Origin of the sequence: Pandoraea commovens (genome assembly GCF_902459615.1) — a bacterium.
Classification (GTDB): domain Bacteria; phylum Pseudomonadota; class Gammaproteobacteria; order Burkholderiales; family Burkholderiaceae; genus Pandoraea; species Pandoraea commovens.
Genome location: NZ_CABPSA010000003.1, coordinates 246233 through 260695 on the forward strand (window position 1 = coordinate 246233; position 14463 = coordinate 260695).

At 63.6% G+C, this 14463-nt stretch carries 13 protein-coding genes; 5 read left to right on the forward strand and 8 right to left on the reverse strand.

The window, feature by feature from the left end:
• The first annotated feature begins 283 nt into the window (after nucleotides 1–283).
• The gene (gene ppnP, locus PCO31010_RS11470; RefSeq protein ID WP_039400939.1) at nucleotides 284–607 is read left to right on the forward strand and encodes a pyrimidine/purine nucleoside phosphorylase; all 324 of its coding nucleotides are present in this window, start codon (nucleotides 284–286) and stop codon (nucleotides 605–607) included.
• A gap of 87 nt (nucleotides 608–694) precedes the next feature.
• Nucleotides 695–2044, forward strand: a complete 1350-nt coding sequence (locus PCO31010_RS11475; protein WP_150664385.1) for a patatin-like phospholipase family protein — start codon at nucleotides 695–697, stop codon at nucleotides 2042–2044.
• Here PCO31010_RS11475 and murB read toward each other — a convergent pair.
• Nucleotides 2034–3059, reverse strand: a complete 1026-nt coding sequence (gene murB / locus PCO31010_RS11480) for a UDP-N-acetylmuramate dehydrogenase (RefSeq protein WP_150664386.1) — start codon at nucleotides 3057–3059, stop codon at nucleotides 2034–2036. The two genes, PCO31010_RS11475 and murB, sit on opposite strands and share 11 nt — an antisense overlap.
• Nucleotides 3060–3281: 222 nt before the next feature.
• On the opposite strand from murB, the gene PCO31010_RS11485 reads away from it, so the two are divergent.
• Nucleotides 3282–3767 (forward strand): YajQ family cyclic di-GMP-binding protein, encoded by a 486-nt coding sequence (locus PCO31010_RS11485; protein WP_150664387.1) that lies wholly within the window; start codon nucleotides 3282–3284, stop codon nucleotides 3765–3767.
• 94 nt (nucleotides 3768–3861) lie between these two features.
• Here the strand turns inward: PCO31010_RS11485 and plsY are convergent, their stop codons facing one another.
• Nucleotides 3862–4464, reverse strand: a complete 603-nt coding sequence (plsY, locus tag PCO31010_RS11490) for a glycerol-3-phosphate 1-O-acyltransferase PlsY (RefSeq protein WP_150664388.1) — start codon at nucleotides 4462–4464, stop codon at nucleotides 3862–3864.
• Nucleotides 4465–4682: 218 nt separating this feature from the next.
• On the opposite strand from plsY, the gene PCO31010_RS11495 reads away from it, so the two are divergent.
• Complete coding sequence (locus PCO31010_RS11495) at nucleotides 4683–5369, forward strand: response regulator (RefSeq protein ID WP_174984647.1); 687 nt, start codon at nucleotides 4683–4685, stop codon at nucleotides 5367–5369.
• A gap of 21 nt (nucleotides 5370–5390) precedes the next feature.
• Here PCO31010_RS11495 and PCO31010_RS11500 read toward each other — a convergent pair whose 3' ends face one another.
• The 5 genes from PCO31010_RS11500 to PCO31010_RS11520 form a co-directional block, all read right to left on the reverse strand.
• Nucleotides 5391–6542 (reverse strand): CfaE/CblD family pilus tip adhesin, encoded by a 1152-nt coding sequence (locus PCO31010_RS11500; protein WP_150664390.1) that lies wholly within the window; start codon nucleotides 6540–6542, stop codon nucleotides 5391–5393.
• 65 nt (nucleotides 6543–6607) lie between these two features.
• Complete coding sequence (locus tag PCO31010_RS11505; RefSeq protein ID WP_150664391.1) at nucleotides 6608–9460, reverse strand: TcfC E-set like domain-containing protein; 2853 nt, start codon at nucleotides 9458–9460, stop codon at nucleotides 6608–6610.
• 66 nt (nucleotides 9461–9526) lie between these two features.
• Nucleotides 9527–10042, reverse strand: coding sequence for a CS1 type fimbrial major subunit (locus PCO31010_RS11510; protein ID WP_150664392.1), 516 nt, complete (start codon nucleotides 10040–10042; stop codon nucleotides 9527–9529).
• A 101-nt stretch (nucleotides 10043–10143) separates the two neighbouring features.
• Nucleotides 10144–10971 (reverse strand): fimbrial protein TcfA, encoded by an 828-nt coding sequence (locus PCO31010_RS11515; RefSeq protein WP_150664393.1) that lies wholly within the window; start codon nucleotides 10969–10971, stop codon nucleotides 10144–10146.
• Between the two features lie 253 nt (nucleotides 10972–11224).
• Nucleotides 11225–11713 carry an aminoacyl-tRNA deacylase gene (locus tag PCO31010_RS11520; protein WP_150664394.1) on the reverse strand — a complete coding sequence of 163 codons (489 nt, stop codon included), beginning with the start codon at nucleotides 11711–11713 and terminating at the stop codon, nucleotides 11225–11227.
• 186 nt (nucleotides 11714–11899) lie between these two features.
• Here PCO31010_RS11520 and PCO31010_RS11525 point away from each other — a divergent pair, with 186 nt between their 5' ends.
• The gene (locus tag PCO31010_RS11525; RefSeq protein ID WP_246184558.1) at nucleotides 11900–13450 is read left to right on the forward strand and encodes a class I adenylate-forming enzyme family protein; all 1551 of its coding nucleotides are present in this window, start codon (nucleotides 11900–11902) and stop codon (nucleotides 13448–13450) included.
• A 25-nt stretch (nucleotides 13451–13475) separates the two neighbouring features.
• On the opposite strand, the gene xerD is transcribed toward PCO31010_RS11525, so the two are convergent.
• The gene (gene xerD, locus PCO31010_RS11530; protein WP_150664396.1) at nucleotides 13476–14462 is read right to left on the reverse strand and encodes a site-specific tyrosine recombinase XerD; all 987 of its coding nucleotides are present in this window, start codon (nucleotides 14460–14462) and stop codon (nucleotides 13476–13478) included.
• Nucleotide 14463 lies beyond the last annotated feature (1 nt).

Below are 14463 nucleotides of genomic sequence, written 5' to 3' on the forward strand. Positions count from 1 at the left end.
CACCGCGATTAACGTTCCGCTATCATCGCTGACGCGCGCCGTCAGCCATTCTCGTGACGCCGCGCGCTTCATCGCAGCACGACACAGTACGCCCCGCCCATCAGAGCGTTTCGGAATTTGCACAGCCTTGCACCACACCGGGGCATATTCGTTGTGCATTGCACAAAATGCCGCCGGGTGGACGCTCGAAACGTGCTAGCATGAATTCACGCCTGGCCCTGAGCGGCCTGGCATATTGACTCTCTATCGCGGCATTCGCTCGCATTCGACACAGCATTCGGTCATGACGCAAATTGCAACTCAGTTCGACAACGTTTCCGTAATCAAGCGCGCCAACACGTACTTCGACGGCAAGTGCGTTTCGCACACCGTCCTGTTCCCGGACGGCACGCGCAAGACGCTGGGTGTGATTTTCCCGGCCACGCTCCAGTTCGGTACCGATGCGCCTGAGATCATGGAAGTCACGGGCGGCCGCTGCCGCATCCGCCTGGCAGGTCAGACCGAGTGGCAAGAGTACGCTGCCGGTCAGGAATTCTCCGTGCCGGGCAATAGCAAGTTCGATATCGAGGTCGTGGAGACGCTCGATTACGTTTGCCATTACGGCTAACCGTCCGGCCAGCATCGCGACGGCGCGGGGTCTCCCGCGTCATCGCCCTCTCGGCCGGTTCAGCGCGGCCCGGCGCCGCTTCCCACTATGTCGCGACTGCCTCCCGAATCGGCCGACCACGCTGTCGGCCAAGCGTCCGATGTGCCTGAATCGTCTGACGCTCCCCACACGCCCTTGTCCACGCTCGACACGTCTGCAGCGTCACCCCTCACGGCGGCAGAAGCGTTACACACGCCGTCCAACCCATCGGACACGTCCGATACGTCAGATACTCACCCGGACCTCGAACCGACGGACGTCCCGCTGCTTCCCGCTGACGGCCACCGCGCCAGCGCGAAAGCGAAGTCCTCCCGTGCACGACGCAACAACGGCGGACGCAAGGGCATCGATCTCGGCCTGCAAGGCGGTGGCGCGCACGGTGCGTACACGTGGGGTGTGCTCGACAAGCTGCTGGAAGACGGACGTCTGGAGTTCGAAGGCATCAGCGGCGCGTCCGCAGGCACGATGAACGCCGTGGTGCTGGCGCATGGTCTGCTCGACCGTCCCAACGTCGATCCGCGCGAGAAGGCGCGTGAGGCGTTGCACAGTTTCTGGCTGGGTGTTTCGCAAGCCGGTTCGTCGGCCACCGCATGGGCGCAAACCGTCTTCAGTTGGCTCAACGGGCGTCCGACCGAGTATCCCGTCTGGCATGACTGGATGCAGAGCATGCAGCAATGGATGATGCCGTTCGCGCAACCGCCGGCCGAGATCAATCCGCTGCGCACCGTACTCGAAGCGCAGGTCGATTTCGAGCGTCTGCGCGAGAGCACTGCGACACATCTGTTCGTCTCCGCGACGAACATCCGCACCGGCAACATCCGCATCTTCCGCACACACGAGATCACGCTCGACGTGGCGATGGCGTCCGCCTGTCTGCCGTGGCTGTTCAAACCGGTGAAGATCGACGAGGACTTTTTCTGGGATGGGGGCTATCTCGGCAACCCGCCGCTCTACCCGTTCTATTACGAGACGGTCACGAGCGACATCCTGATCGTGCACATCAACCCGATCGAGCGCAAAGAGAAGCCGGTGCTGCCGGGCCAGATCATGAACCGGGTGAACGAGATCACGTTCAACGCTTCGCTACAACGCGAATTCCGGGCGATCTCGTTCGTGCACAAGCTGCTCGACGAAGGATGGCTGAAGCCAGAGTTTCGCGATCGGCTGAAGTACCCGCTGATCCACTCGATTCGCGCCGACAAGGAGCTTTACGACTTGTCCTCGTCAACGAAATTCGTCACGGACTGGCACTTCCTCACGACGCTGCGCGATCGGGGCCGCGAGGCCGCAGAGCGCTGGCTCGCGGAGCATTTCGACGACGTCGGCGTGCGCTCCACGGTGGATCTGAAGCGCGATTATCTGCAACGCTTGCCGGACGCCACCGCCATCAAAGCATGAGCGGTTCGGGGTCGAGCGAGACGCCGAAGCGTTCCCGAACGCTGGCCTGCACGGCGCGGGCCAGCGCGACGATATCGGCCCCCGTGGCCCCTCCGCGATTGACGAGCACCAGCGCCTGACGCTCGTGCACGCCCGCGTTTCCGACGGTCTTGCCGCGCCAGCCGCACTGGTCGATCAGCCAACCGGCGGCGACCTTCCACGAGCCGTCGGGCTGCGCATAGCCGACCGCCTGCGGGAAACGCGCGCGAAGCGCCTCAAACGTGGCGGCGTCCACGACGGGATTTTTGAAGAAGCTTCCGGCGTTGCCGAGTTGCGCGGGATCCGGCAGCTTGCGGCGGCGAATGTCGACGACCGCATCAAAGATCTGGCGCGCATCGGGCTGTGCAATACCGGCATCGGCCAGCGTGCGCGACACGTCGGCATACCCGGTCACGGCCTGCCAGGGCTGCGGCAGGCGCAGCGTCACGGCCACGATGATGTAGCGGCCCGGTTCGCGCTTGAACAGCGAATCCCGATAGCCGAAAGCGCAATCGTCGCGCGAGAGTGTGACGAACGCCCCGGTCGTCGTATCGAGCGCACGCACTTCATGGAAGCGCTCGGCGAGTTCCAGCCCGTAGGCGCCGATGTTCTGGATCGGCGCGGCACCCAACGTGCCGGGGATCAGCGCCAGGTTTTCCAGGCCGGGACAGTCTTGCGAGAGCGTCCAGTCGACGAAATCGTGCCAGACTTCACCCGCGCCGCCGCGTACATAGCGCGCGGACGGATCTGCCGGGTTGTCCGGAAGACGCTCACGGTGGCGAATGGCCATGCGCAGCACCACCCCGTCGAAGTCACGCGTGAGCACGAGGTTGCTGCCGCCGCCAAGCACGAGGCGCGGCAGTCCGGCCAGTTCGGGCAAGGCAAGCGCGTCGAGCAGCGCCGCTTCGCTGTCTACGGTCACGACATAGCGGGCGGTGGCGGGCAGACCGAAGGTATTGAATTCGCGCAGGCTGACGTCGCGTTGCAACTGAAGCATGGAATATGGGCAGGCCAGTGGGTGTCGCCGTGCCGGACAGCGTCCCGGGGGGGGACGCGGGACCGACGGCTGAATTACAATGTCGGGCGAAAGAATTTTGCGCATCATTATACCGAGGCCGCCGAGGCTGCCGACCGCGCCGGCCGCCCCCGCCGCCCGCCGGACTTACACGGCACGCTGTGCGTGCCATTTCACGAACCCTTAGACATTCAGGAGAGCCAGATGCCATCGTTTGACGTGGTTAGCGAAGCCAACATGGTAGAGGTCAAGAACGCCATCGAGCAGGCCAACAAGGAAATCTCGACGCGCTTCGACTTCAAGGGATCGGACTCGCGCGTCGAGCACAAGGAGCAGGAACTCACGCTCTTCGCAGACGACAACTTCAAGCTCGATCAGGTCACGCAGGTGCTCATCGCCAAGATGGCCAAGCGTAACGTCGACGTGCGTTTTCTCGACTACGGCAAGGTCGAGAAAGTCAGCGGCGACAAGGTCAAGCAGGTCGTGAAGGTCAAGAAAGGTGTCGAAGGCGACCTGGCCAAGAAGATCGTGCGCATCATCAAGGACAGCAAGATGAAGGTGCAGGCGAGCATTCAGGGCGACAGCGTTCGCGTCGCGGGCGCCAAGCGCGACGATCTGCAAAGCGCGATGGCGCTGCTGCGCAAGGATGTCACCGACACGCCGCTCGACTTCAACAACTTCCGCGACTAAGCGTTACCGCGTTCGTTGCAGGCACAAAAAACCCGCAGACTCGCTGCGGGTTTTTTATTGGATCGACGGGCAATGCCTTCGCCCGTCTCCATGCCTACTTCTTCTGCCCGATGCGGCTTTCCTTGCCTGCGATCAACTTGCCGATGTTCGCGCGATGGCGATAGACCAGCAGGACCGCCATGACGATCACCGCCGGGGAGTACGGCCCGAAACCATACATGAAGACGTAGTAAAGGGGCGCAAACACGGCCGCGACCAGCGCGGCGAGCGACGAATAACGGAAGAAGATCGCAATGATCAGCCACGTCGCCATCACCGCCAGTCCCAGAATCGGGCTGATGGCAAACAACACGCCCGCGGCCGTCGCCACACCCTTGCCACCGGCGAAGCGCAGGAACACCGGGTACAAATGGCCAAGGAACACGGCGAGCGCCACTGCCGCCAGTCCGAAATCGCCCACACCCCAGGCGTCGGCAAAACGTTCCGCCAGATAAACCGCGAGCCAACCCTTGAGGGCGTCGCCGATCAACGTCAGGATGGCGGCCTTCTTGTTGCCCGAACGCAGTACGTTCGTGGCGCCCGGATTGCCCGAGCCGTAACTGCGCGGATCCGCGAGGCCCATCGTGCGGCTGACGATCACCGCAAACGGCACCGAGCCGATCAGATACGCGAGAACGATAAAAACCAGTGTGGCCATGAACTTCGTGCGAGTGGAGGACTTGTAATGGCCGCCATTCTACTTGAGACGCCGTGCGCCCCCATTCTGGCAAACACGGGGTTGCGCAAATGTACCTCCGTTTTTGGGAAATAGCACCAAGTGCGCTTGCGCAACGTAGATTGCGGAACCGCCCTTCGAACGCAGCGGTCCCTCAAATATGCGCACTATGCGTTCACGTGCTTTGGGGAGGTTCAAGAATGACACCGATCCGCGTCGCCATTGCTGACCACCATCCTGTCGTTGTGGCCGGGCTCGAACACGAGTTGGGCAAACGGCCCTCACTGGAGGTGTTGGGAACTGCGCGTCATGTGGCAGAAATCGTCGATGTCCTCAATCGCACCTCGTGCGACGTACTGGTGATCGACCACACCATGCCTGGCGGAAAGTACGGCGACGGCCTGTCGCTGCTCGCCACGTTGCGGCGCATGTTTCCCTGCGTTCGGATTCTGGTGTTGACGGCAATGGTGGACGCGCCGATGGCTCGCCAGATTACCGATCTCGGTGTTGCATCGACACTCTGTAAATCGCGCGGCATCGACGACGTTATCGCAGCCGTCCACGCGTTGCACGATGGATTGCGCCCGACGCGCCCGACGCACCTTACGCGCCGCACTGCGCCCGCAGGCGCAGTGTCCGACGCCCGCACGGCATTGCTGAGTCAGCGCGAGGTGCAGGTCCTGCGCATGTATGTGTCGGGAATGTCGATCACTGCCATTGCGGCAAAACTCTACCGAACGAAACAAACGGTCAGCGCGCAAAAACGCAGTGTCATGCGAAAACTCGGCGTCGACTGCGACGCGCAGCTCTATCGCTTCGCCCTCCAAACCGGCCTCCCGGATGACGGGCCGCTGGTGTCGCCCGAGCGCGACGTCGACGCGGCCTGACCCGCTCACCCGGCCCCCGACTCATACCAGCGCGGCGTCGACGAACATCTCGATTCTGAGTGGCCCCTCGTAGCTCCCGGCGTCCTTTTCGCTCTCGACGAACGGCACGACCTCGAAGACGAGCGTCCCCGGCGAACACGCCACTGGCGCCGGAATGCCCGGCAACCGTACGATCCGAATCGGCGCCTGCGCTACCGAAGCAAAGGTAGTGCCTACGGTGTCGCCCACGCTCACCCACTGATGCGCACCGGCATACGTCAGGCCGACCCGATACTCGATCCGCTGCCGGGGCTGCGAGCCGTCCGTCCCTTGCCTCAAGAGCAACCCGTTTCCGGGCGGTCGCGCAGGAAAGTTTGCACCTGCGTCGCTGGCGCGCACGCGTAATGCGCCGGGAGAGTTCGAGCCGAACCCGTCATAGAAGCACATGTCGACCGACCGACCGCCATACACGATTGGGACGAAGTTGGGTCCGGGGCGTCGCCTCAAGTCCAGCGCGACCCGTGGCGATGTGCTGGACAGCGTCGGAAAGTAAATCTGCGCATTCCGTTCGTCCGACACGCGAAGTTCGATGTCGTAGCTGTGGGCTGCGCTTCTCACCTGATTCCCCAGCTCGACGACGTCGAACTCAAGGCGTGCCCGCCAGATGCCGCCGACCGGAATCCTCTGCAACTCGGCACGGGGGATCGCCAGTTCGTATCGCGATACGTCATAAGGACCCGCTTGGCACCTTCCAAAGTTCCGATCGGTGTGAAACGGAGGTCTCACGTGAGTACATGTGCTGCCCGAAACGGTAGTGACTTTGGTGCCGCCCACCGTCAGATCGACCTGAAGTTTGGAACGCTCCTCGGTGAATCGCAGGGAAATCGGTGTCGGTACCGGCCCGGTCACGTTGGCGGGTCTGACCGGACAGGCGCCCAAGGTCGTATCGACGTTCGAGCGGCAAACATGTGCCGTGCGCGAACCAATGCCGACACCCGGCGTGTAATGCGACGTCACTTGCCCACTGAAAAGCCAGTTGGCTGGCACCGACGATCGGTCGAACGTCAACGAAACGCTCTCGTGGCGGTCGGAAGGCAATATCTGAGCGACGACCGGAGATACCACGCCCATTGCCCCTACCGCGGCGACAACCCACTTCGCGCGCCGGATCACGCGCATGCACTCATGCTTCATCTCGTGCTTCCTCTCGTGCTTGCTCTAGTCCTTCATTCGGCTCGCTCTATCGTTGACGTCGCAAATTAGTTCTCGCCGGTCTGCGCGTCTCGCATCGCCGCCTGTTGTTGCGGTCCCGACGACGCTTCGCCGAGCAAACGCTGCACGCGTAACTGCGCGCGCAGCGACTCCGGGATTGCCTGTTGGGCGACGTGGTCGCACTGCGTGACGCCAGTCAGGTGAATCACGTCCTGCCGCTCGGTCACGTTGAGTTCGCAACGCATCGGCTGGGCGCCATCCAGCAAATAGAGATGCTTGAGACGCTGCGCAGACTCGACCAGGAATGTGCCTTGCGCATCGAGCGGCGGCGCAACCACGCTCAGTACACGCGCGTTTTCCATCGAGAGGCCGTCCGGCCCCACGGCGCGTCCGACGTACGTGTAGATACGACCCGCTGCGACTCGGTGTACTTTTAAGCGCCCCGGTGTCAGGAAGTAGTCGTACTGCCCCGCCCCGCGCACCAGCGCCACGGAATGATCGATCTCGCCCTCGTGCGCCTCGGAGATTTCACCCTTGAGCGCGCGGTAACCGCTGACGGGACTCAGCGCCGACGCGCCGAAGTCGACCGGCAGCGAACGTCCCCCGACCTGCAACGTCGCGGCGGCGGCGCCTGTGGGGTCATCCTCGTCGAGGGCGTCGACCACCAGCGCAACGCCAGCAGGCGGCTCACCTGCCAGCATGGCCGGGCCCACCCGAAAGCCATCGCGCGACACCGCAAAACTCGACGCGTATCCACCGACGAAAGAACTCTGCCCTCCGCCACCTCCACCCTCTGCGCCGCCCGCACGAAGCAAACTGCGCGAAACGGCCGCGTGCGCGTCACCATATCGACCGTCGATCGCGCCTCGCAAGATCGCGTTACCCGCACCTTGTTCGTTGGCATTCAGACTCAGCATCAGCTCCCGGCGCGACGCGTCTTCCCAGACCAGCGAATACGTCCCGTGATAATCGGTACTCGCCCCGCGCTCGCCCCCGCCACCGGTGCGCACGTCGGCGCCTGCGCTCGCATAGGTCGACAGGCTCTGCCCAGCGGCGGCCGGGCGATGCGCGCTCAGCGATACGCTGACGAAGCCGCCGGTTTCCCGTCGCTCCATCCCGGCCTGACGCCGGTGATAGCCACCGACGCGCGCATTGATCAGGAGTTTGTCCCAGCGGAACGAACGACTGAGCGCGGTTTGCAAGGTCCGCGACACGCCACCGGCGGCGCGATCCGCGCCGAGCCAGGGATCTTCCAGTCCATCACCGGCCCACTGCCGAGGTTGTCCGAAAGACTGACTCTCGCTGTATGCGGCGACCGCCTGCCACTTTCCCAGCGGCGCGGAGACACTCGCATTGAGCACGTCGTAGCAGCCGAAATTCGCCCCCACCGCACCGGCCGCCGCAGCACTGCCGCGACATGCCGCATCACGCATCTGATAGCGATACAGACTGACGCCGAGGCCATTGGAAAACGAGATGGATTGCGTGTTGCCGCGCGCACCGTCCGAGCCGCTCAGCAATGCCGCCGTTGTCGTCAGGCGCCCCAACGCGAACTCCCGTTGCCAGCCGATCTGGGACTCGTTGTAGAGGCTCGACTGCAACCAGACGAGACCGCTCGTGAAGGTGAATCCGGGGCCGAAAGCGGCACGAATACCGGATTGAAACGTGAATCGCTGGCGCTCACGCTCCCCTTCACGCTGTTGCGCGGTATCGCTCGCATAGCCAAGCCGATCGACGACTCGCCCGGCCTGCACGAACCATTGCGTGCCCTTCGCGGACGCGCCGCCGCCCACCTTCGAGTAGGGCACCGTTTCGGTACGCACCAGCGTATCGCCCTCGAAGATTCGCAGGCTGACCAGATAACTCCCCTCCGGGAAGTAACGGGTGTCGAACGGCTGCACACCGGCCGCGAAATAGGCGCTCCCCAGCAGTTCGTGACCTCGATAGGCGTCGACGCGCGCCTCGCGCGTCAGTAACACCGTCAGCGGCGAGCCCAGCGACGCAGCCGATTCGTTGACGTAAGCCTGAGAGGTGCCGATCCGCGCGCCATCGAAGCGGCTCACGGGCAGTAGCGTGAAGCCGAAACTGCCGCCTTGCGCGCTGGACAGATTGCGCTGATCCATACGCCCCGATTGCACGTAATAGCGGGGGCCGAGATCGTGACGGTAATAAAGACTGTCGAGCGTCGCCTGCGTGCCGCCCGACGACGGCGCGCTCGTGGCAGGAATGGCGTTCGCATCGCTATGACGCCGGTTGTAGCTCGAATGCACGAGCGACCAGGAAAAGCCTGCGTAACTGGCGGGCGAGATGCCCAGCGCGCCGTTACCCATGACCGTGAGGTTGCGATAACGATCGGTCGTCGCCGCGTTCACGATCTGTGAGTGAATCAGCGCGTTTTCGCTGCCGGGCGTATTCGCGTGGAACTCGGGGCCATGAGCGCTTTTCGCCGGAAGCCAGGCTCGGGACAGAAAGAGTTCGAGCGTGCCCTGACTTTCGTCAAGGATGACACCGGCCGACTCGGTTTCCAGAAACCGGCATCCCGTGCCCGAACTCATGTCGTCGCACGCGAGATGACCATTGCGGGGCATGGGACGAGCCAGGGCCTCGACCAGCGAAGCCAGCGACACCGCCGCCGTGTCGCCGCGGGTGATGCTCATTCGTTCGTCGATGGTCTGTGCGAGCGCTTCGGGCGTTTCGAGACGCACATCGTCCGGTCGAACGAACACCGGGAACAACCCGAGCGACTGCCCCAGCAACCGCACTTCGAGATGCTCGACCTGACCAAGCGCAATGTCCTCGAATCCCGCAGGCACTTGCGGGCGGGGATTGGCATGTGCCGGGGCGTCGGTCACGACGAACCACGACAAACAGGCGAGGCACGCGCGGCGAAGCGTTTTCATGATCGATGAGAGGGAACAGACACGCGTTCCATCGTGTCTGCGCCCTTCTACTGATTCGCCGTTGCCTTAGTTACCACCGGCTGCCGACGCCAGGATCACCATCTCAAGACGGCCGACATAGCGACCGGCAACGGGCGGGTTCGCCCCTGCCGCGCGCCCCGAGACCGTCAGCGGCAGCGTGCGCGACTCGCCCACCCCGCTCCCCGTCCAGACCTCATTGGCGTTGAGCGTGGTCGCAGCGGTCGTGATCGTCTGACCATCGAGTCGCACCGTCAGCGGAATGGCGGCAACAGCGTTATTGGTCGCATGAACGAGCGACGCAGCGGAACCAAGCCGCACCTCCACGTTCCGGGTCACGTCGTTGGTATAGAGACGCGTCTGAATCGTCGGCGAGCTCAAATCACCCGTCGCCGCGTTGTAACCGAGGTCGAGATTCTGCGGCATGGGACTGCCATTCGCCTGAAGCACCGACAGGGTCGGATCGATATTGGCACTCAGATCGATGACGACATCTGCCGCGTGAGCGGCGGCCATCGGAAGTACCAGTGTCATCGCGGCGGCGAATTGCTTGAACGTCTTCATATTTGAAATTCCTTGGTTTGCTTGATGCGGGGGGGTGTCCCCGGTTCGGCCGGGCGATCCGACCGGATGAAAATGAGGCTCTTCGGCCCCATCGAATCGGGCTACGGCGCGCGCGGCAGGTCCATGACCTGTTCGTTCGTCACGCCATCGACGCGATATCGGATACGCACCTGCGCGTCGCGCAGTGCGTCGGGAATGGGTTGCGTCATGCCGGGATAGATACTGCGGCCGATGTCGTGCCACTGACAGGTGTGCTCGGCATCGCCGGTGCATCGGCCCATCGCAAGCACATGGGCCCGGACATTGCCGATGTTCCTGAGGGCGGTGTTGTCTTCGGTGGAGGCGAGACCAGGGGCGCGTTTCGCCGGCTCGACGCGCACCAGCGCCCCCCACACGAAGCTCACGTTGACGTCGTTCTCGAACGCTCCCTGCGTGGGTCTCGCCGGTGTGTCGTCCGGTGCCGTCGCGGGGCGGAAATAGACGCGATAAGCGGCCTCGACCTGGGGCCGCCCGAGGGCGACGACACGCACGAGTCGGGTGGCGCCCGCAGCCAGTACGAATTTCGCAGGCGACGCGACCAGACCGTCGCCCTGCTCGATATTCACGGCGACTTCATGCTCGTCGGGGGTTGCAGGCGCCACGATCCGCCTGACCGACACGTCCACGTATTGCGCCTGTGTCGATTGCGACGTAATTCTGATGATGCTGACCTGCTGCTGTCCGCTGGAAATCACACTCGCAATGGGCGAAATGGTGACGTTGGCCATTGCCGTGGTCTGTGTCATCGTCAGGGCCGACACCAGCGCTGCACCGACCATCGTGCGTGCACCGCGTCCGGTTCGGATGGCTTGTCCGGTTCGTTGGGTTCTGGTCAGCAGAACCCGCGTGACGAAGTCCGTCGCGTGGCGTATCGCGTCATACAGCGTCATACATTTCCATTCGTTGCACTCGTTGTCGCGTTGCGGCAAAGCGACGCAGACTCGCGAATTCGCTGTTGCCGAACTGGAGTCCCCATCTTAGAAACGAGCGCAGGCGAGCGAAATCTGACAAGTCAGATTTCGCTCAATGGCGTTGAAATGGGTGTTTTCTTAAAGACTTCTCATGCGCATCGAGGTATGCGCAATGACCGTCGATGGGAGACGGACGATCCGGGGATCAGGAGATTAGGGGGCTGTGGCTCGGTCAGTCGATCAGCGCGACGTTCACGAGCGTGGGCGCGAGCACTCGCACGATTTCCGAGGGCGCCATCGAGACGAGGTAGCCGCGACGTCCACCGTTGATGTAGATCTCCGGCAATTCGAGAATCGACGCTTCCATGAAGATCGGCATGCGCTTGCGAGTACCGAAGGGACTCGTGCCGCCGACCAGAAAGCCCGAATGACGATTGGCGACTTCCGGCTTGCACGTCTCGATGCGCTTGCGCCCGGCTTGCCGCGCCAGTGCCTTGGTCGACACCTGACAATCGCCGTGCATGAGCACGATCAGCGGATGCGCGTCCTCGTCTTCCATGATCAACGTCTTGACGACCGCGTGCTCAGGCACCTGCAACGCCTCCGACGAGACACGCGTGCCGCCATGCTCCTGGTACTCGTAGAAGTGGTTCTGAAACGCGACCTTGGCTTCGCGAAGCTGTTTGGTCGCAGGGGTTTCAGCGGTGGCCTTGGATTTCATATCGTAAAAAATGCAGTCGGTTCTCGGATCACGTTGCAGGCGTTCGGGCACGCGCGCAATGGGACCCCCAGGGTTCGTTAATTACGGATTGTAAGCAATCGCTTCATCGGGCATTACAATGCCGCCATGCCTGCCTCACATTTATCGCCCCTGCTTCCGTTGCCGACCGACGCCGACGCGGTGTCCTTGGCTTCGTCCTTGAACGCGTTCCTCACCGACTTGCCCGCGCGCATCGATAGCCTGCCAGCGCGCATCGCTGCGCAAACGCCGTCGCGCATCGCACTGATCGACGACTTCGGCCGGATGACGTACGGCGAACTGACGCATGCCGTGAGCACGTGTGCAACGCGCTTGCGCGAGCACGGCGTCAGAGGTGGCGACCGCGTGATGATCGTCGGCGAGAACGGCATCGCGTATGTGGTGCTGCTGCTCGCCGTCGCCTCGCTCGACGCGTGGCCGCTGCTCTGCAACGCCCGCCTCTCTGCCGCCGAGTTGCGGGTGATTCGCGAGCACGCGCAACCGCGTTGCGCCGTCTACGCCATCGATGCGTCTCCCGACGCCGCCGCGCACGCGCGTACCGATGCTGCCAAGGTGGCCTGGACCGAACTGGCGCTGGGCGCGCTGGCGGTGTCCGACGTCGATCCCGCGAGCGTGGCTGAGCCGGTGCAAAGCGATTCGTCCGAACAGTGCGCGGCGCTGATTTACACGACGGGCACGACCGGTGCGCCAAAGGGCGTGCGCTTGTCGCATCGCAATCTGATGTTCATTGCGGCGGTATCGAGCACGCTGCGACGCGTCGGCGCGGACGACATCGCCTATGGCGTGCTACCGATCTCGCACGTCTACGGATTGACGTCCGTGTGTCTCGGGACGTTGTACGCGGGTGGCACGTTGCGCCTCGCCGCGCGTTTCACCCCCGAGGCAGTGCTGGACTCGCTCGCACACGACGGGCTGACGATACTGCAAGGCGTGCCCGCCATGCACGCGCGCCTGATGGCGTACGTGACGACGCAGGGCACCACACCCGGTGCGACGCTTGTTGCGCCGCGTCTGCGTTTCGTCTACTCCGGCGGGTCACCGCTCGACGCCGCCCTCAAGGCGCGTGTCGAAGCGTTCTATGGCCTGCCCATCCACAACGGTTATGGCCTTACCGAGAGCAGCCCGACCGTCTCTCAGACCTTGCTGGACGCACCGCGCGAAGACTGCTCCGTCGGCACCGTGATTCCGGGCGTCGCGGTGCGTATCGTGGGACTCGACGGCGAGGATGTGACCGAAGGTGATGTCGGCGAATTGTGGGTGCGCGGACCGAACGTCATGCTCGGCTATTACCGCGCGCCGGAACTGACGGCCGCGACCGTGACGGAAGACGGCTGGCTGCGCACCGGCGATCTCGCCCGACGTGCCGCGGACGGCGCATTGTTCCTTGCCGGACGCGCAAAGGAACTCATCATCCACTCGGGCTTTAACGTCTATCCGATTGAAGTCGAGCAAGCGCTGGCAAGTCATCCCGACGTGCTTCAGGTGGCCGTACTCGGCCGTGCTGTCGACGGCAACGAACAAGTGATCGCGTTTGTGGAAGCGCGTCCGGGACATGAGGTCGACGTCGAAGCGCTAGCGGGATGGGCCGCACAGCGACTCGCGCCGTACAAGCGTCCCGCGCAGATTCGCGTGCTCGACGCCTTGCCTGCCGCATCGACCGGCAAAGTGCTCAAGCACAAGCTCAAGGCGATGCTCTGACGTTGCCCAACGCGGTTCGCGACCGTCAGCCGCGCGGGTGATGCTGCGCGTGCAGCGACTTGAGACGCTCGCGCGCCACGTGCGTGTAGATCTGCGTAGTCGAGATGTCGGCGTGGCCGAGCAGCAACTGCACCACGCGCAGATCCGCACCGTGATTGATCAGGTGGGTGGCGAACGCGTGGCGCAGCGTGTGCGGTGAGAGCGGCGCACGAATGTCGGCTTGCAACGCGTACCGCTTGATCAGATACCAGAACGCCTGACGCGTCATGCCCTCGCCGCGTTGCGTTACGAACAGCGTGTCGCACGCGCGTCCCGCGAGCAACACACCACGACTCTCGGCCAGATATCGCGTGAGCCAGCCGTTCGCCTCTTCGCCGAACGGCACTAACCGTTCCTTCGCGCCCTTGCCGAAGATCCGCAGCACGCCTTCGTTCAGCCCCACTTCGATGGTCTTGAGCGCAACCAGCTCAGACACGCGCAGGCCGCTCGCATACATCAGCTCCAGCATGGCGCGGTCGCGCAAACCGAGCGGCTGCGCGAGATCCGGCGCGGCGAGCAGCGCCTCGACCTGCGCTTCCGACAAGGTCGACGGCAGACGTTGCGCCCGCTTGGCCGACGCAATCCGCAAGCACGGATCCTGCTGCACGAGGTGCTCGCGCAACGCCCATTGATAGAAACGCTTGAAGACGGACAGACGGCGGTTCACGCTGCTCGCCAGACTCTCGCGACGCCATGCAAGATAGGCCGAGAGCGCCGCCTCGTCCACGGTGTCGAGGGACATGGCGGGCAGATTGTCGTGCGGGGTGTCGTGCAATTTGTCCGCGCCATTTGCAGTATTCGATGCCTTAGCCTCGTCCGCCAGCCACTCCGCGAACAGACGCAGATCGCGACGGTAGGCGTCGAGCGTGTTGCGCGACAGACCATCTTCGAGCCAGATCGTGTCGCAGAACTGGTCGATGAGCGACGTGCTGCGCGTGAGCATCGGCTCGGAAACTTGCGTGCGCTCAGTCATG